Genomic DNA, 16,402 nt, shown 5'->3' on the forward strand with positions numbered 1-16,402 from the left:
TAAATTATCGCTATTATTTTTAATGGAAACAGCCTAATGAAAATAAAAATAACTGGAACAGGAAGTTACATTCCCGAAAGAGTGATTTCCGACAAATACTTTGAACTTCATCAATTTTTAAATGAAGATGGAACACCTATCAAACAATCGAATGAAGTTATTATAAAAAAATTCAAAGCAATAACCGGAATTGAAGAGAGGCGTTATTCAGAAAGTCATTACAACACATCTGATCTGGCTTTTCTGGCTTCACAGAAAGCAATTAAAAATGCAGGAATCGATCCGGAAACCATTGATTATATCATTTTTGCTCACAATTTTGGCGATGTAAAATTTGGAAGTGTACAATCAGATATGATTCCAAGTTTAGCCAGTCGTGTGAAGCATAAATTACAGATTAAAAATCCAAAATGCGTGGCTTATGACCTTATTTTTGGTTGTCCCGGATGGGTTGAAGGGGTTTTACAAGCGAATGCTTTTATAAAATCCGGAATGGCAAAACGTTGTTTGGTTATAGGTGCTGAAACGCTTTCGAGAGTAGTAGACGATCACGACCGTGATTCGATGATTTATTCTGACGGTGCCGGAGCAACAATTATTGAAGCTTCTGATAACGAAACCGGAATGCTTTCGTATGAAACGGCCTCTTATACTGAAGAAGAAGCGGGATTTTTATTCTACGGAAAATCATACCACCCAGGCTTAGACCAAAATACCAAATACATCAAAATGTATGGTAGAAAAATTTATGAATTTGCGCTAAGCAACGTTCCTACTGCTATGAAAAGCTGTCTGGATAAAAGTGGTATTGCAATAGAAGACGTTAAAAAAATTCTGATTCATCAGGCTAATGAAAAAATGGATGAAGCTATCATTGACCGTTTTTACAAATTATATGATAAAACTGCTCCGGATAATATTATGCCTATGAGTATTCATGATTTAGGAAACAGTAGTGTAGCTACAGTTCCAACACTTTTTGATTTGATATTAAACGGACAAATTAAAGACCACGAAATCAACAAAGGAGATATCTTAATCTTCGCTTCAGTAGGAGCAGGAATGAACATCAATGCTTTTGTTTATAGATACTAATTTTTAGAATCAAATTATATTATAATAAAGTCCGCAACCTGAAATTATTTAAGTTGCGGATTTTTCATTAATTAGAAGCAAAAACATAAAAATTCAACCGCAAATTCGCAAATTATTTCATCCCTTAAGTGTTTTCTAATTTGCGAATTTGCGGTATAAAAAACACTATAGAAGCAATATATCTTCGTACATTTGCCGTTGCTATTATAACGCTGTAAACAATGTACGAAAAAACATTTCCTAATAAAAGATTCAGGCACACTTTAAATTTTTTAAAAAAACACGTTTCCGTTTCTGAAACCATTTTTGACTTAGGAGTTCCGAATCCATTTTCAAAAATAATGGAAGAAAACGGATATCAGGTGATAAACACTAAAGGAGAAGATTTAGACAAAGACCAAACGGCTTTACAAATGGAATCCTACACTGTTTTTACTGCTTTTGAAATTTTCGAACATTTATTAAATCCTTATACCGTTTTAGAAAATGTAACATGCGATAAGTTAGTAATTTCAATCCCTTTACGACTATGGTTTTCTCCTGCTTACAGAAGTAAAACTGATATGTGGGACAGACATTATCATGAATTTGAAGACTGGCAATTAGACTGGCTTTTAGAAAAAACTGGCTGGACAATCACAGCGAGAGAAAAATTCACTCATCCTGTAAAGAAATTAGGTTTTAGACCTTTATTACGTTATTTCACACCAAGATACTACATTGTTTTTGCTGAAAAATTGAATGATAAAAAGATTGAATGATTCAAAAATTGCCACAAATTATGTTATTGGAATTTACAATTCATAATTTATAATTCATAATTATCACAATGAACTACTACCTAGTTATTCCTGCTCACAACGAAGAAGAATTTATTGCCCTGACTTTAGAATCCTTGGTTTCGCAAACGCTTTTACCTAAAAAAGTGGTAATTGTGAATGATAATTCTACTGACCGAACTGCTGAAATTGTTTGGGCTTTCGCCAAAGAAAATCCGTTTATTACACTGGTAGAAAAAAAATCAAGCGCCATTCATTTACCCGGAAGCAAAGTAATTCAGGCATTTCAGAAAGGTTTTGAAACTCTGGATGAAGATTATGATGTTATTGTAAAATTAGACGCTGACTTAATTTTTCCCGCTAATTATTTCGAAACTATTACCAAACATTTTAATTCTGATCCAACTATCGGGATGGTGGGAGGATTTTGTTATATCGAAAAAAATGGCGACTGGGTTCTGGAAAACTTAACCGATAAAGATCACATTCGCGGTGCATTAAAAGCGTACCGAAAAGAAACTTTTAAACAAATTGGCGGTTTAAAACCACAGATGGGCTGGGACACTGTAGACGAATTACTTTGTAAATTCTATAATTGGAAAATTGTCACAGATGAAAGCTTACATGTAAAACACTTAAAACCTACCGGCGCTAATTATAACAAAACAGCCCGTTACAAACAAGGCGAAGCTTTCTACACTTTAGGTTACGGATTCTGGATTACAGCAATCGCTTCGGCAAAATTATCGTTTATGAAAAAGAGACCTTTATTGTTTTTTGATTATATCAATGGTTTTCTAAAAGCAAAATCAGAAAAAAAACCATTAATGGTTAATGCAGAACAAGCAAAATTTATTCGAAATTATCGCTTAAAAAAAATAAAAGAGAAGCTTTTCTAAACAAAAACCCGTAATTCATACCCCATAACTTATAACTAATTTCGTAAATTAGCCCATAATCAAAAAACTATGATGCTTATCCGCTATATATCACAACTAGGGAGATACTTCCTGATGTTGAAAGAAATTTTTAATAAACAGACTAAATGGTCTGTAATGCGCAATCTTATTTTTAAAGAAATAGACGATTTAATTATAGATTCACTTGGTATTGTTGCTTTTATTTCTTTTTTCGTTGGTGGAGTTGTTTCAATTCAGACAGCTTTAAATTTAACAAATCCTTTAATTCCAAAATACCTTATTGGTTTTGCAACCCGACAATCGGTAATTCTTGAATTTGCTCCTACTTTTATTTCGGTAATTATGGCCGGAAAAATGGGATCATTCATTACCTCCAGTATAGGAACTATGCGTGTTACGGAACAAATAGATGCTCTGGAAGTTATGGGAGTAAACTCTTTAAATTATTTAGTTTTCCCTAAAATCATCGCTTTATTATTATATCCGTTTGTCATTGGAATCAGTATGTTCTTAGGAATTTTTGGAGGATGGCTTGCCGGAGTTTACGGGGGTTTTACTACCAGTAATGATTTTATTACCGGTGCCCAAATGCAGTTTATTCCGTTTCATATTACTTATGCTTTTATAAAAACGTTCATTTTTGCAATGTTACTGGCAACCATACCATCGTTTCACGGCTATTATATGAAAGGTGGAGCATTAGAAGTAGGAAAAGCAAGTACCGTATCTTTTGTCTGGACATCAGTATCCATCATACTTTTTAATTATATACTAACTCAGTTGTTATTAGGATCATGATAGAAGTAAAAAACATAGAAAAATCATTTGGAGACAGCAAAATCCTTAAAGGAATAAGTACTGTTTTTGAAACAGGAAAAACGAACCTGATTATAGGGCAAAGTGGATCCGGAAAAACAGTTTTATTAAAAAGTTTATTAGGAATTCATCATCCTGAAGTTGGCACCATTGAGTTTGACGGCCGGATTTATTCGAATCTGGACGACGATGAAAAAAGAGAACTCCGAACTGAAATTGGAATGGTATTTCAGGGAAGTGCTCTGTTTGACTCCATGACAGTAGCAGAAAACGTAGCTTTTCCCCTCCGAATGTTCACCAATAACAGCAAAGCACAAATTAAAGAACGTGTGGATTTTGTTTTAAAAAGAGTTGCGCTGACAGATGCCCATAATAAATTACCTTCTGAAATTTCAGGCGGAATGCAAAAACGTGTAGCTATTGCCCGTGCCATTGTAAACAAGCCTAAATATTTATTTTGTGATGAGCCTAACTCGGGATTAGATCCCAATACATCCATATTAATTGACAACCTAATCAGGGAAATTACCGAGGAATACGACATTACCACTGTAATCAATACCCATGATATGAACTCAGTTATGGAAATAGGAGACAATATTGTTTTCTTAAAAAATGGACTTAAAGAATGGCAGGGGAATAAAGAAGAGATTTTTAAAACCGATAATCAGGCAGTTGTAGACTTTGTCTATTCTTCTAATTTATTTAAAAAAGTAAGAGAAGCGTATTTAAAAGAATAGCTCTTTTAAAAATTACGATTATAAAATCCTAAATTCCAATTATAAAATATAGTTGAATTTGGGATTTTTATTTTAAAATTTATTTTTAATTGGTGTTTTTAATCAACTCCACCTCAGCATTTGGGTTGAATAAATATAGCTTTCCGGAACTAATTTCTAAGCATTCAAAGCGCTTGGTACGCACCGCTATTTTCTTAAAAACCTTTCCGTTTTTAATTCGGAAAACACTGCCGTAAGGAATTTCAAAAACATAATTCTTATCGTTTTGGGGATCAAATTGTTTCAAAGCCAGTGATAAAGTGGTATCGGTATCACTACTAGCGCTTGGATTTCTAAAATGTCTTGCTAATAAAGGTAGTAATTGATTGGGAAAAATTTCAGGTCGAATGTAAGGAACCATCAGTTGCTGAAAAACATACTTCCATTCGTTTCCATGTGGTTTGATGTTGCGACCAAATTTTTCAAAAGCCACTAAATGCGCAATTTCATGAATAAGCGTAATTAAAAAACGGTATTTATTCAAACTTCCGTTTACGGTAATTTCATGTTTTCCGTTCACCGCTTTTCTATAATCACCATGACGTGTCAGGCGCTCGTTAACAATTTTTAAATGTACTCTGTTTTCTACAATCAACTCAAATACGGGTTTGACTGCATGTTCCGGAATATATTTAGCTAATGTATCGCTCAATTTTTTTTAAGTTATGGGTTGTGAGTTATCAGTTATGGGTTATCAGTAAAATTCAAACAATAAATACTATAAAAAAATTAATCAAATCTCACTTAACTCTTAACGTTTAACTTATAACTTCTTTAAGGATTAGTTGTTGAAACTTCTAATACTTTTCCGTTAAAATAGTTATTTCCGTTTAGTGTAAAATCATAAATATAATTTGCCATTCCTGCTGCCGAAATAGATGCCTGATAACCTGGGAAAGCTTCTTCTAGCATTTCTGTCTGAACTGCTCCAAGTGCCAAAACATTAAAAGCAATACCACGTTCTTTGTACTCTTCGGCTAATAATTCCGAAAGCGTAATCACTGCTCCTTTACTGGAACTATAAGCGGCAAGACCTGCAAATTTCAAACTTCCCTGAACACCTCCCATAGAACTGATAGTAACCACATGGCTTCCTTTTTGCAAAAACGGAATACAAATGCGAGTCAAATTTGCAACAGCAAAAACATTGACTTTATATACATTTTCAAAATCAGTTTGAGTTAGAGTTTCGAAGGGTTTACAAATTAAACTACCTGCATTATGAACCACAGCATCTACTTGTTTCCAGGTGGAAGAAAGAAATTGTTCTACTTGCGCTAAATCGGATTCGTTTGCTAAATCTACTGAAAGGCAAGTAATATTTTCATTTGCAATTAATTCCTGAGGTATTTTTCTCGAAATGGCCAAAACCTGATGTCCTGCATTGGCGAACTTTAAAGCCAATTCAAATCCGATTCCTCTGCTGGTTCCTGTGATAATAATTTTCTTCATGCCACAAAAATAAACAAAATCAATGAACCTATTCAGATTCCTTTTCTTCTAATGCCATTTTGTTATAAAAGTACTTTTTGTACACTTTATAGCCTTGCAATCCAGACATACAAACAAAGAAAACAGGAATAATTACAGGTATCATATAATCGGTTAAAAAGGCAATTTGCTTATGAATTTTATCCAAAAAATAAATGATAAACAGCATTCCAAAGAAAACACCCACCATAGTTCCTCCTACATAATAAAATTTCAATCGCTTATAAATACTGATATAATTGCCATTAAGAAAATACAGGTTCCAAGCCAGCCAAAAAGGAATTTGCAAAAAATTAAAACAGCTCAAGAAAACACCCACTGCAAAAACAGGCCATTGCAAATAGGCATCTAAATAGCCCTCACCATGAACTGTGTGCGATGATTTTTGGTGAAAAATAAAAGCAACAACCAACAAAAAGAATACTCCAAAAACCTCAATCCCTTTCATGAGCTTTTTATTCTGAACCAATTGATGCGCAAATATTAAAGTGTAATAGGCAACAAAAGCTTCTATGCAAATAACTCCTAAAATATAAAAAACTAAAGGTTCCAAGCCTAATTTAGAATACACTTCAAGCCCAACAATATTAAGATAACCCAATGGTAAGGAACCTAAAAAGCTAACTATAAATCCAACCGCAATATTTTGAATTATCTTCATCATTAGAAATTGACAATTTTTTGACTTTGCGCCAAATGCATTCGATATTCTTTCATTCCTTCTTTATGTGATAAAAACGGAACGCCTTTTTTGTTATTCAACAAACTAATTTCATACATATAGGTAATATGTCGGGCTAATTCTTTCCAGGCAAAAAATACCGAATGAGCAGGATCATAAATATGTGTAGGCTCACTGGCAGCACCGTTCAACTCCACAATAGCAAAGTTTTTACCCGATTCTAATTCTTCCATAGTAGTATACATTACATCTAATCTTCCAAAAAAGAATTCTGGTATTTGTACACAAATAGCATCAATAGTAGCTTCTAATTTTGGAGAAATCCAATGGCTTCCATCGATAAATTTGGCCCCACGGGCATGATTACCATAAGGAACTAAATTGCGCTTCTCTCCTATTTTTAAAACCTCTAAAAGCTGGGTTCCATATTCTTTTTGCAAAGTAGCTAATTGCAATTCGAATCGTGGATTCTTTTTTATTAAAGTTTCAATCGTTGAGATTCCATCGCCTACTACGATTAAAAATTCCTTAGAAACAATTCCAGTAATTCTGCCTTTATTTTCATTGGGATAACGCACATAAAAAATCCCGATTTCATTTTCATACGGAATCAAATCCTGTAATAAAAAATCAAAATTAGCTTTTTGGGCATATTGATTCAACTCGGTAATATTGTTGATTTTTTTCACGCCGGAACCGCGTAAACCTATATCAGGTTTTGCTATAAATGGAAATTGAATTCCTGATTCTTCTATTAAAATTTGAATTTCTGCTAAAGAAGTTCCTTCTTTTACCAATTCGGTTTTAGGATAATATTGTTGTGGAATTAAATTATAGATGGCTTTTTTAGATTCCATAATAAACCCTCCATTTTTTATACTCGGATTGGATGCATTAAAGAAAAAAAGCGATTTGGCTCTAATGGCATAATAGCCCCAAAGAAAGTAAATAGGAATATAAACCACTTGAAAAGGCCAATATTCCCAATGAAAAATTTTATGCAGCAGTAATTTCATTCTCTTAATTCTTAACAATCCTACAATATTAAACAATGATAAATGAAGTGGTAAAATCTTCATTGGTAAGCAAGTCATAATGCACAATTGCTACTTTATTTTTTTCAATTATCGATTGGGTAATACTCAAAGTTTTAGTTTCTCCATTGCGATTAATCACCAAACCGTTTTCGGTATTTTCCTCATCGGCATACCGATGAAATTGGTACATATCTGATTCCGAAAGTAATCCTTTGTTTTCTAAAAACGCATAAAACAAATCGGCTCTTTCTTTTCTAATTTGGCTGGAATACAAAGTTGATGACGACCAAATATGTTTTTCAGTGCTATCCAAAACTAACTTTTCTTTTTCTGTTCCATTCCAGCGTAGCTGAAACAACTGATTATTTTGAAATAAAACCAAAGTAAAAGGTTCGATGTTTTCTAAATTTATCAGTTCCCAAAAATCTTTTGGCGAATTTTCGCTAATCAATTCTAAAACAATCAATCCGCGACTTTTTCTGTAAAAGGATTTTTGTTTGTGTTTTTCTTCTGCACCATTCAATAAAACGAGTACCGTTCCGGTTTCATCTACAATATACCAGGTGCCACCTGCTTTTGGGTCTTTTGGAAAAATAACATTCTTTCCATTTACGGTATAGTTTCTTGGAGGAATGGCACTGGGTCTTATAATCTTCTCATCCCGATTAGATGTAATAAAAATTCTGCCATTACTATTTACAAAACTTACTGTACACATTTCTTTCTGAATTCGATAGTAGAACGGGCCACCCCAAAATTAGCATCTACATTTATATTTTCAAATTTTAAAACCGCGACTTTTATTAACGCCTGATGATGAATACAATGTTCTAAATTATAGAGCAATTCCCTAAAATAATTACTTTGAATCCTAATTTCCTCGCCTTCAATAAACTGCTGTAATTCGAGATTTTTGTTTTCATTTCTCAATCCGTTTTGGATAGCTAGAATTTGTGCTATAGCATATTCCATATCGGTTTGAATGCATTGATTGCGTTCCCTATGGTCATAATTAATTATTCCTGAATCCAATTGAGTTTCTAAACATTGAAGCATTTCTATAATGTGTCTGCAATGTTCGCCAATACTGGCATGGCTCAATTCAGGACATGGATTTGTAAATTCATCAGTTGACAATTGCCGTAACAAATTGACTAATTCATTTAAACTTTTATTTATGGATGGTAAAAGCATATTAGAATTTTAAATTCAACAAATTAGACCACTTACTTTTATCTTTATAAATTAAAACAATACAGCTTATCCAAACGAAAAGTGCTAACAGAAAAAGAGTCCCGCCATCGTTTTGGACTTCAATTCCCAAAACAAAAACATGAGAGACTACCGCCCCACTCATTAATCCAAACCCCAACAGCGCTCCAATCCAACTCGTTCGAGGCACTAGAATTAAAACGGCTGCAAGGAGTTCCAAAATTCCAGTTCCAATTCGTCCATAAGGTTCTACACCTAATTTCGAAAAAATATACACACTTTCAGGTGCAGCTGTAAATTTAAAATAGAGCGTTTGCCATAAAATTACAGCGACAACTACACGCAATACCCAAATAACTACTGAAGTTTTCACGACTACTTTATTAAAGATTTTGCAGCAGCAACCAATAAATCATTCGAAATACGATGCTTATAATCTGGCGTAATGTGCTCAAATTCAATTTCGCTATCTAAATTTACAATAAAAACCGAAGGAACAGGCAAGAAATGATTATTAATACCATCAGAACCTTTGTTCAAAATGGATTTGTATTTATCCGGTGCCTGAAAAGCAATTCCCATAGCTTTTGCCAGATCTCCATTACTGTCAGACAACAAAAGATAATTTACTTTATCTTTTTCTTCAGTCACTTTTAAGTTTTTTGGAGCATCAGGACTTATAGCAACAATTTGGTATCCTAAATCCAATAACTCTTTTTCAGCTTCGCCCAAAGCTGCCAAATGCAAATTACAATACGGACACCAACCACCACGATAAAAAACCAAAATGGTTCTTTTTTTATCCAAAACCGATTTTAAAGAAACGGCATTGCCATCAATTGATTTTAAAGTGCTATTAGGAATTTTTTCTCCTATTAATAAAGGTGCAATATCGGTTGCTCCTTGTGGCAAACTGCTTTGAGCATTCCCTGCAAAACCGATCACTAACAAAACTAAGCTGATTATTTTTTTCATGATATCATTTTTATTTAATGTAAAGGTAATATCGTTTTGAACTGCGTATTGTCGGCTAGTTTACAGTTCGATTAAAAAACTACAATTTCCTGATATCAGTAATCACTATTTCTCTTCTATTATACAGTAACATTCCCTGAGACTCCATTTCATTGAGCAATTGGGTTGCCGTTTGTCTGGAAGTACATATAATCTGAGCGATGTCATTTTGAGTAAGATAATTTTCAAGAGTCACTACATTTCCTTCCTGCTTACCTTCTTTCTCTGCCCAATCTTTTAGAAACTGATACAATCTGGTTTTAGCATCTTTGGAAACCAAATTAGCATAACTATTTTTAATGCGTTTCATTTTTAAACCAACAAATTTGGTATAAGAAAGCGCTAAAGAAGGATGCTGAAGTAATAAATTTTCAAAATCAGACATTAGAAAACTACAAATTACTACATCATCAGAGAGTACTTTGGCATATTCATTAGATTCAAAATCATTTTCTAAAGTCAATTCGCCAAACAAATCTCCTTTTTGAATAATATCTTTTAGGATCTCATTGCCTTCTTCATCAACGGCAACAATTTTGATATTTCCTTTTTTAAGCAAAAATATTCTCGGTACATCTGATGAAGAGAAATAAATAATTTCTCCCTTACTGGCTTTCTTGAAACCTGTAATGATACACAATTGCTTGATTTGGGCAAAACTCAAAGTCCGAAACAACTTATGATCACGCAGGTACCAATATTTTAAATCTTCATACATAAAAGACAACTTTGGGATAAAAATAATTGATATTTCAAGAAGTTAATGTCCGCGAGATGACAATTCGTTGAATTTCTGATGTACCTTCATAAATCTGGGTAATTTTTGCATCGCGCATCATACGTTCCACATGATATTCAGACACATACCCATTTCCACCATGAATTTGTACGGCTTCAATCGTTACATCCATAGCGGTTTGAGAAGCATATAATTTAGCCATCGCTCCGGATTGGGTAATATCCTTTCCTTCGTCTTTTTCGGAAGCCGCTTTCAAACAAAGCATTTTGGCAGCCATGATTTGAGTAGCCATATCAGCCAACTTAAATGCGATAGCCTGATGTTGAAAAATTTCTTTCCCAAAAGATTCACGCACATGCGAATATTTCAAGGCTAATTCATAAGCTCCTGTAGCAATTCCTAAAGCTTGAGAAGCAATACCAATCCGACCACCGTTTAAAACTGCCATCGCAAAGTGAAAACCAAAACCATCCTCTCCTATCCTGTTTTCTTTTGGAATTTTAACATCATTAAAATGTAAAGAATGTGTATCTGAACCACGAATTCCCATTTTCTTTTCTTTAGGACCAATGGTAAAACCTTTCCATCCTTTCTCTACCAGAAATGCATTGATTCCTTTATGTCCTTTTTCGGGATTCGTTTGCGCCATAACAATATAGGTAGAAGCGGTTGAACCATTAGTAATCCAATTTTTTGTTCCGTTTAACAAATAATAATCTCCTTTATCAATGGCTGTTGTTTTTTGCGAAGTAGCATCAGAACCTGCATTAGGCTCCGAAAGACAAAAAGCACCAATAATATCCCCTTTGGCCAGCGGAACTAAATATTTTTGTTTTTGCTCTTCACTGCAATATTTTTCCATGCCCGCACAAACTAAAGAATTGTTTACGGACATAATCACCGCAGCCGAAGCATCCACTTTTGCAATTTCACTAAGCACTAAAACATAAGACACATTGTCCATGCCCGAACCACCATATTTAGGATCAACCATCATTCCCAGAAAACCCAATTCGGCCATTTTTTTTACCTGATCGGTTGGGAATTTAGAAAACTCATCTCTTTCTATAACTCCTGGCAATAATTCGTTTTGTGCAAAATCCCTGGCAGCTTGCTGAATCATTTTTTGTTCTTCGGTCAAATTAAAATCCATAACAACACTTTTTATAAACAGCTATTTCAATCGGTTTTGAAAAACTATTTGGGTCCAAAAAATATTTTAATATTCAACACCTAATCTTCGTTTATTGATTTTGTGTTTTCTAAATTTACTTACTTTTATTTAAAAAATACAATTTAAGTTTTTAATATTTTAATTGCTTACGATTCTCTGTCGATGAAAAAAGTTTTCTACAATGTAATTGGTGTTATGTCAGGCACTTCGCTTGACGGAGTTGATCTAGCTCACATCCATTTTGAAATAAAAAACAATCAATGGCATTTTAAAATTCTGGAGTGTGAAACCGTAGCTTACAGTAATGATTGGATTAATCAATTAAAAAGTGCTGTTGATTTCTCTACGAAAACATTAGAAAAACTAAACCGGAATTACACCCAACTGCTCTCTGAAATTATTGTTGATTTTATTGAAAAACACCAAATCAAAGATTTGGATGCTGTTTGTTCTCATGGTCATACCATTTTACACCAACCCCAAAACGGATTTACTCTTCAAATAGGAAATCTTCCGGAAATAGCCACTTTAACCCATCAAAAAGTCGTGTGCGACTTTAGAGTTCACGACGTACAATTAGGAGGACAAGGCGCTCCTTTAGTACCTATTGGCGATCGGATTTTATTTTCTAATTATGATTACTGCATGAATTTAGGTGGATTTTCGAATGTATCTTTCGAAGAAAATAATCAAAGAATTGCTTTCGACATCTCGCCAGTAAATACTGTTTTAAATTTTTATGCCAATCAATTGGGATTGAATTATGACGATAAAGGAATCATTTCGAAAACAGGAAAAATCAATAACCCATTATTTGAAGCCTTAAATCAATTGGATTTTTACCAACAACAACACCCAAAATCCTTGGGATTTGAATTTGTAAAAGAAACGGTTTTACCCATAATCGAAAGTTATGCAATTTCTATCGAAGACAAATTAAGAACTTTTACGGAACACATTGCTTTTCAAACAGCATTAGCTTTGCCTTCGAAAAGAGGAAGTATTCTAATTACAGGTGGAGGCGCTTATAATGATTTTCTAATTTCGAGAATTGAACATTATTTACCTGAAATGAAATTAATCATTCCTGAAAAGAAAATGCTGGAATATAAGGAAGCTTTGATTTTTGCTCTGCTTGGTATTTTAAAATTAAGAAACGAAATCAATACTCTGAGCAGTGTTACCGGTGCCCAAAAAGACCATAGCGCAGGATATATTTATCCTTAATAAACAAAAACTTAGTGTTATTTGTTTCGAATTTTATCCAATAGAATCGCAATTTTTATAATATCTTAGCGTTTCAATAACAAAGAAAAATTATATGAGTATATTGTTACAAGCAGATACCTTATCTGTTGCAGGTGAAAATTTAGCCGAAGCGGTTCCAGTTGAAAAAACCATATCGATCATCGAACTCCTAACCAGCGGAGGATTAGCAGGTCAAATAATAATGGCAGCATTATTCCTAATGCTTTTTGTTGCCTTGTACCTTTATTTCGAACGTCTGATGGCCATCAATGCAGCCTCAAAAATCGACACCAATTTCATGAGTCTTGTTAAAGATAACATTAAAAACGGACGTATTGACAATGCTAAAATGGCTTGTGCTCATTCTAAATCTCCTGTAGCTCGATTAATTGAAAAAGGAATTTCCAGAATTGGCAAACCTTTAAACGACATCAATACTGCTATTGAGAACGCCGGGAAACTGGAAATAAACAAATTGGAAAAGAATGTAAGTTTACTGGCTACTATTTCAGGTGCCGGACCTATGACAGGTTTCTTAGGAACAGTTGTCGGAATGATTCAGGCTTTCCACAAAATGGCTACTGCCGGTGGTCAGATTGAAGTTGGCGCACTTTCTGAAGGAATTTATACAGCAATGACCACTACTGTTGTTGGACTTGTAATAGGAATTATTGCTTATGTAGGTTACAACCACCTAGTAGTAAAAACCGATAAAATTGTACATCAAATGGAAGCCAATGCGGTTGACTTTTTAGACTTATTAAATGACCCTGCATAATTATGAATTTAAGAGGAAGAAATAAAGTTAGCGCCGAATTCAATATGTCATCCATGACAGATATAGTCTTTCTGTTATTGATATTTTTCATGCTGACCTCGACAATGGTAACCACTAATGCACTTGATTTAGTATTACCAAAAGCAAAAGGAAAAACGGACAGTAACAAAAATATTGCGGTAAGCATCAATAAAAAATTAGAGTTTTTTATTGACAAAGAAGCTGTTTCGGAAAACGAATTGGAGGCAAAATTATTAGCAATAGTTGCTGCTGACCAAAACAAAGCTATTATTCTAAGAGCTGAAGAAGGTGTCCCAATAGAAAAAGCAGTTAACGTTTTAGACATTGCAAACAGAAATCAAATTAAAGTTGTTTTAGCCGTAAGACCTAAATAATTCAACCTGGCTTTCAAGAAAAAACAGATTTATTCTACATGAAATATTTAGAAACAGAAGAAGAAAAAAAATCATTTGCTATCACAACTATCATTTTTGTGATACTATTTGTTTTGTTTTTATATCTCGGGCTTACTTCTTTAGATCCTCCACCAGAAAACGGAATAGCCATTAACTTTGGTACAACCGAATTTGGCAGCGGAAACATACAACCAACAGAAGCCATCCAATCAGCACCAAAAGCTACTGCGGCCAAACAAGCCACAGCCAGCAATGACGATGTATTATCGCAGGATATTGAAGAAGCGGTTGTAATGAAACAGGCTAAAAAAGTTCAGCCGACCAAACAAATCGCTAAAGAAGAGGTAAAAGAAAAACCCAAAGAAAGTCCAAAACCTTCCAAAAGCACTACGGATGCTTTATCAAGCTTAATTAATGGTCCAAAATCAGACGGAACAGCTAAAGGCGGTGAAGGAAACGATGATAAAGCCGGAGACAAAGGCAGTTTAAATGGCAACCCTTATGCAAACACTTACTATGGTTCAGGAAGCGGAAGCGGAACAGGAAGCGGTTGGGGATTAAATGGAAGAAAAATTAGCAGCCGGGGGAAAGTAGTTCAACAGTGTAACGAATTTGGTACCGTAGTAGTTCAAATTACCGTAAACCGTAATGGTAATGTAATTGCTGCTAAATACACTAAAGGAACTACTAATACTAATCCTTGTTTAATAGAACCGGCATTGGCTACAGCCAGAAAATACAAATGGCAGCCAGATGCTAATGCTCCGGAAACCCAAATAGGTTTCATCACAGTGAATTTCAAATTGGGTGAATAATATTGGAACAATTTTACATTAAAAAATGAATTATCAAGAAACTACAGCCTGGATGTTTAACCAACTTCCAATGTACCAATTACAGGGAGCTTCTGCATACAAAAAAGATTTAACAAACACCCATTTACTGATAAACCACCTTGGTAATCCCCATCAAAATTTAAAATTCATACACGTTGCGGGCACTAATGGAAAAGGTTCTACTTCGCACATGCTAGCTTCAATACTTCAAGAAGCAGGCTACAAAGTAGGTCTTTATACCTCTCCCCATTTAAAAGATTTTAGAGAACGTATTAAAATAAACGGAACAGAAATTACCGAGGTTTTTGTTTGTGATTTCATTAATTCCAACAAAACTTTTTTTGAAGCCAATGACATCAGTTTTTTCGAAATGAGCGTTGGATTAGCTTTTGCTTATTTTGCCAAAGAAAAAGTAGATATTGCCGTTATTGAAGTTGGTATGGGCGGAAGACTAGATGCCACCAACATCATCACTCCCCTAGCCTCTGTAATCACTAATATTGGCTTAGATCACACTCAATTTTTAGGAAACACTATAGAATTAATAGCCGCTGAAAAAGCTGGAATTATCAAAAAAGAAATCCCGGTTATTATTGGAGAATATACAGCCGAAACAAAAAGTGTTTTTTTGGATAAAGCCAAAGAAAATAATGCTGCAATCTATTTTGCTTCCGATTTAATTTCGAATAATTATCCATCAGATTTAATTGGTGATTATCAAATTCACAATAAAAAAACAGTACTTCAGACTATTAAAGTTCTGAATGAGCAAACTGATTTTAGCATTAATCAAGACAATATCGAATCAGGTTTATTAAACGTAGTTAAAAACACAGGACTTCTGGGAAGATGGCAACAACTCAATGAAAACCCAAAAGTAATTTGCGATACCGCACATAATAAAAACGGACTTGAGATTGTACTGAATCAAATTCAAAAAGAGAAATTTGAACAATTACACATTGTTTTAGGTGTTGTAAACGATAAAGATTTAGACGAAGTGCTTCCTTTATTTCCTAAAGACGCAATTTATTATTTCTGTAAGCCCGATATTCCCAGAGGACTTGATACTGCTATTTTAAAAGAAAAAGCAACGCAACACAACCTTAAAGGCGAAACATACTCTTCTGTTACAGAAGCTTACCATTCTGCTAAGGAATTTTCTACAGTTGATGACTTTATTTATGTTGGCGGAAGCACTTTTGTTGTTGCAGAAATTTTATAATTTTTTTACTTTTTTGCTTGCACATTCAAAAAAGCATTGTATATTTGCACTCGCAATCACAAACTGATAGCAACCTAATAAAACAGGGCGATTAGCTCAGCTGGTTCAGAGCACCTCGTTTACACCGAGGGGGTCGGGGGTTCGAACCCCTCATCGCCCAC

At 34.1% G+C, this 16,402-nt stretch carries 20 protein-coding genes and 1 tRNA gene; 11 read left to right on the plus strand and 10 right to left on the minus strand.

Going from position 1 to position 16,402, the window contains the following annotated elements; translation table 11 throughout:
- Positions 1 to 36: 36 nt before the first annotated feature.
- The 5 genes from ACSV4D_RS13305 (at position 37) to ACSV4D_RS13325 (ending at position 4,350) form a co-directional block, all read left to right on the plus strand.
- On the plus strand, positions 37 to 1,095 hold the full coding sequence (locus tag ACSV4D_RS13305) for a 3-oxoacyl-ACP synthase III family protein (protein WP_408082325.1): 1,059 nt from the start codon (positions 37 to 39) through the stop codon (positions 1,093 to 1,095).
- 221 nt (positions 1,096 to 1,316) lie between these two features.
- Positions 1,317 to 1,856 carry a methyltransferase gene (locus ACSV4D_RS13310; protein WP_439228641.1) on the plus strand — a complete coding sequence of 180 codons (540 nt, stop codon included), beginning with the start codon at positions 1,317 to 1,319 and terminating at the stop codon, positions 1,854 to 1,856.
- 68 nt (positions 1,857 to 1,924) lie between these two features.
- Positions 1,925 to 2,773 carry a glycosyltransferase gene (locus tag ACSV4D_RS13315; protein WP_439228642.1) on the plus strand — a complete coding sequence of 283 codons (849 nt, stop codon included), beginning with the start codon at positions 1,925 to 1,927 and terminating at the stop codon, positions 2,771 to 2,773.
- A 69-nt stretch (positions 2,774 to 2,842) separates the two neighbouring features.
- Positions 2,843 to 3,592, plus strand: coding sequence for an MlaE family ABC transporter permease (locus ACSV4D_RS13320; protein WP_408082322.1), 750 nt, complete (start codon positions 2,843 to 2,845; stop codon positions 3,590 to 3,592).
- Positions 3,589 to 4,350 carry an ABC transporter ATP-binding protein gene (locus ACSV4D_RS13325; protein WP_439228643.1) on the plus strand — a complete coding sequence of 254 codons (762 nt, stop codon included), beginning with the start codon at positions 3,589 to 3,591 and terminating at the stop codon, positions 4,348 to 4,350. Before ACSV4D_RS13320 ends, ACSV4D_RS13325 begins: the two co-directional genes overlap by 4 nt.
- Positions 4,351 to 4,435: 85 nt before the next feature.
- Here ACSV4D_RS13325 and ACSV4D_RS13330 read toward each other — a convergent pair whose 3' ends face one another.
- The 10 genes from ACSV4D_RS13330 to ACSV4D_RS13375 form a co-directional block, all read right to left on the minus strand.
- The gene (locus tag ACSV4D_RS13330) at positions 4,436 to 5,041 is read right to left on the minus strand and encodes a SprT-like domain-containing protein (RefSeq protein ID WP_439228644.1); all 606 of its coding nucleotides are present in this window, start codon (positions 5,039 to 5,041) and stop codon (positions 4,436 to 4,438) included.
- Positions 5,042 to 5,163: 122 nt separating this feature from the next.
- Positions 5,164 to 5,841, minus strand: coding sequence for an SDR family NAD(P)-dependent oxidoreductase (locus ACSV4D_RS13335; protein WP_439228645.1), 678 nt, complete (start codon positions 5,839 to 5,841; stop codon positions 5,164 to 5,166).
- Between the two features lie 28 nt (positions 5,842 to 5,869).
- Positions 5,870 to 6,544 (minus strand): hypothetical protein, encoded by a 675-nt coding sequence (locus ACSV4D_RS13340; RefSeq protein WP_439228646.1) that lies wholly within the window; start codon positions 6,542 to 6,544, stop codon positions 5,870 to 5,872.
- The gene (locus ACSV4D_RS13345) at positions 6,544 to 7,578 is read right to left on the minus strand and encodes a D-alanine--D-alanine ligase (protein WP_439228647.1); all 1,035 of its coding nucleotides are present in this window, start codon (positions 7,576 to 7,578) and stop codon (positions 6,544 to 6,546) included. The genes ACSV4D_RS13340 and ACSV4D_RS13345 overlap by 1 nt, the downstream gene beginning before the upstream one ends.
- Positions 7,579 to 7,606: 28 nt before the next feature.
- Positions 7,607 to 8,317, minus strand: coding sequence for an NRDE family protein (locus ACSV4D_RS13350; RefSeq protein WP_439228648.1), 711 nt, complete (start codon positions 8,315 to 8,317; stop codon positions 7,607 to 7,609).
- Entirely contained in the window at positions 8,305 to 8,793 is a 489-nt protein-coding gene (locus tag ACSV4D_RS13355; protein WP_439228649.1) for a DinB family protein, read from the minus strand. Before ACSV4D_RS13355 ends, ACSV4D_RS13350 begins: the two co-directional genes overlap by 13 nt.
- A gap of 1 nt (position 8,794) precedes the next feature.
- Positions 8,795 to 9,184 carry a DoxX family protein gene (locus tag ACSV4D_RS13360; protein WP_439228650.1) on the minus strand — a complete coding sequence of 130 codons (390 nt, stop codon included), beginning with the start codon at positions 9,182 to 9,184 and terminating at the stop codon, positions 8,795 to 8,797.
- 2 nt (positions 9,185 to 9,186) lie between these two features.
- On the minus strand, positions 9,187 to 9,786 hold the full coding sequence (locus ACSV4D_RS13365) for a peroxiredoxin-like family protein (protein WP_439228651.1): 600 nt from the start codon (positions 9,784 to 9,786) through the stop codon (positions 9,187 to 9,189).
- 79 nt (positions 9,787 to 9,865) lie between these two features.
- Complete coding sequence (locus ACSV4D_RS13370) at positions 9,866 to 10,543, minus strand: Crp/Fnr family transcriptional regulator (RefSeq protein WP_439228652.1); 678 nt, start codon at positions 10,541 to 10,543, stop codon at positions 9,866 to 9,868.
- A 34-nt stretch (positions 10,544 to 10,577) separates the two neighbouring features.
- On the minus strand, positions 10,578 to 11,717 hold the full coding sequence (locus ACSV4D_RS13375) for an acyl-CoA dehydrogenase (protein ID WP_439228653.1): 1,140 nt from the start codon (positions 11,715 to 11,717) through the stop codon (positions 10,578 to 10,580).
- Between the two features lie 183 nt (positions 11,718 to 11,900).
- Here ACSV4D_RS13375 and ACSV4D_RS13380 point away from each other — a divergent pair, with 183 nt between their 5' ends.
- The 6 genes from ACSV4D_RS13380 (at position 11,901) to ACSV4D_RS13405 (ending at position 16,401) form a co-directional block, all read left to right on the plus strand.
- On the plus strand, positions 11,901 to 12,965 hold the full coding sequence (locus ACSV4D_RS13380) for an anhydro-N-acetylmuramic acid kinase (protein WP_439228654.1): 1,065 nt from the start codon (positions 11,901 to 11,903) through the stop codon (positions 12,963 to 12,965).
- Between the two features lie 94 nt (positions 12,966 to 13,059).
- The gene (locus ACSV4D_RS13385) at positions 13,060 to 13,764 is read left to right on the plus strand and encodes a MotA/TolQ/ExbB proton channel family protein (protein ID WP_408082309.1); all 705 of its coding nucleotides are present in this window, start codon (positions 13,060 to 13,062) and stop codon (positions 13,762 to 13,764) included.
- 2 nt (positions 13,765 to 13,766) lie between these two features.
- Complete coding sequence (locus ACSV4D_RS13390) at positions 13,767 to 14,159, plus strand: ExbD/TolR family protein (protein ID WP_439228655.1); 393 nt, start codon at positions 13,767 to 13,769, stop codon at positions 14,157 to 14,159.
- Positions 14,160 to 14,197: 38 nt separating this feature from the next.
- Entirely contained in the window at positions 14,198 to 14,995 is a 798-nt protein-coding gene (locus ACSV4D_RS13395; RefSeq protein ID WP_408082307.1) for an energy transducer TonB family protein, read from the plus strand.
- Positions 14,996 to 15,020: 25 nt separating this feature from the next.
- Entirely contained in the window at positions 15,021 to 16,241 is a 1,221-nt protein-coding gene (locus tag ACSV4D_RS13400; protein WP_439228656.1) for a bifunctional folylpolyglutamate synthase/dihydrofolate synthase, read from the plus strand.
- A gap of 85 nt (positions 16,242 to 16,326) precedes the next feature.
- A tRNA-Val gene (locus ACSV4D_RS13405) sits at positions 16,327 to 16,401 on the plus strand.
- Position 16,402 lies beyond the last annotated feature (1 nt).

Source organism: Flavobacterium sp. ARAG 55.4 (genome assembly GCF_051846875.1).
GTDB classification, from domain to species: Bacteria; Bacteroidota; Bacteroidia; order Flavobacteriales; family Flavobacteriaceae; genus Flavobacterium; species Flavobacterium plantiphilum.

What these genes read in the sequence shown, in the direction of transcription:
- ACSV4D_RS13305 (WP_408082325.1), top strand. Translation starts at nt 37, where the DNA reads ATGAAAATAAAAATAACTGGAACAGGAAGTTACATTCCCGAAAGAGTG.
- ACSV4D_RS13310 (WP_439228641.1), top strand. Translation starts at nt 1,317, where the DNA reads ATGTACGAAAAAACATTTCCTAATAAAAGATTCAGGCACACTTTAAAT.
- ACSV4D_RS13315 (WP_439228642.1), top strand. Translation starts at nt 1,925, where the DNA reads ATGAACTACTACCTAGTTATTCCTGCTCACAACGAAGAAGAATTTATT.
- ACSV4D_RS13320 (WP_408082322.1), top strand. Translation starts at nt 2,843, where the DNA reads ATGATGCTTATCCGCTATATATCACAACTAGGGAGATACTTCCTGATG.
- ACSV4D_RS13325 (WP_439228643.1), top strand. Translation starts at nt 3,589, where the DNA reads ATGATAGAAGTAAAAAACATAGAAAAATCATTTGGAGACAGCAAAATC.
- ACSV4D_RS13335 (WP_439228645.1), bottom strand. Translation starts at nt 5,841, where the DNA reads ATGAAGAAAATTATTATCACAGGAACCAGCAGAGGAATCGGATTTGAA.
- ACSV4D_RS13340 (WP_439228646.1), bottom strand. Translation starts at nt 6,544, where the DNA reads ATGATGAAGATAATTCAAAATATTGCGGTTGGATTTATAGTTAGCTTT.
- ACSV4D_RS13345 (WP_439228647.1), bottom strand. Translation starts at nt 7,578, where the DNA reads ATGAAATTACTGCTGCATAAAATTTTTCATTGGGAATATTGGCCTTTT.
- ACSV4D_RS13350 (WP_439228648.1), bottom strand. Translation starts at nt 8,317, where the DNA reads ATGTGTACAGTAAGTTTTGTAAATAGTAATGGCAGAATTTTTATTACA.
- ACSV4D_RS13355 (WP_439228649.1), bottom strand. Translation starts at nt 8,793, where the DNA reads ATGCTTTTACCATCCATAAATAAAAGTTTAAATGAATTAGTCAATTTG.
- ACSV4D_RS13365 (WP_439228651.1), bottom strand. Translation starts at nt 9,786, where the DNA reads ATGAAAAAAATAATCAGCTTAGTTTTGTTAGTGATCGGTTTTGCAGGG.
- ACSV4D_RS13370 (WP_439228652.1), bottom strand. Translation starts at nt 10,543, where the DNA reads ATGTATGAAGATTTAAAATATTGGTACCTGCGTGATCATAAGTTGTTT.
- ACSV4D_RS13375 (WP_439228653.1), bottom strand. Translation starts at nt 11,717, where the DNA reads ATGGATTTTAATTTGACCGAAGAACAAAAAATGATTCAGCAAGCTGCC.
- ACSV4D_RS13380 (WP_439228654.1), top strand. Translation starts at nt 11,901, where the DNA reads ATGAAAAAAGTTTTCTACAATGTAATTGGTGTTATGTCAGGCACTTCG.
- ACSV4D_RS13385 (WP_408082309.1), top strand. Translation starts at nt 13,060, where the DNA reads ATGAGTATATTGTTACAAGCAGATACCTTATCTGTTGCAGGTGAAAAT.
- ACSV4D_RS13390 (WP_439228655.1), top strand. Translation starts at nt 13,767, where the DNA reads ATGAATTTAAGAGGAAGAAATAAAGTTAGCGCCGAATTCAATATGTCA.
- ACSV4D_RS13395 (WP_408082307.1), top strand. Translation starts at nt 14,198, where the DNA reads ATGAAATATTTAGAAACAGAAGAAGAAAAAAAATCATTTGCTATCACA.
- ACSV4D_RS13400 (WP_439228656.1), top strand. Translation starts at nt 15,021, where the DNA reads ATGAATTATCAAGAAACTACAGCCTGGATGTTTAACCAACTTCCAATG.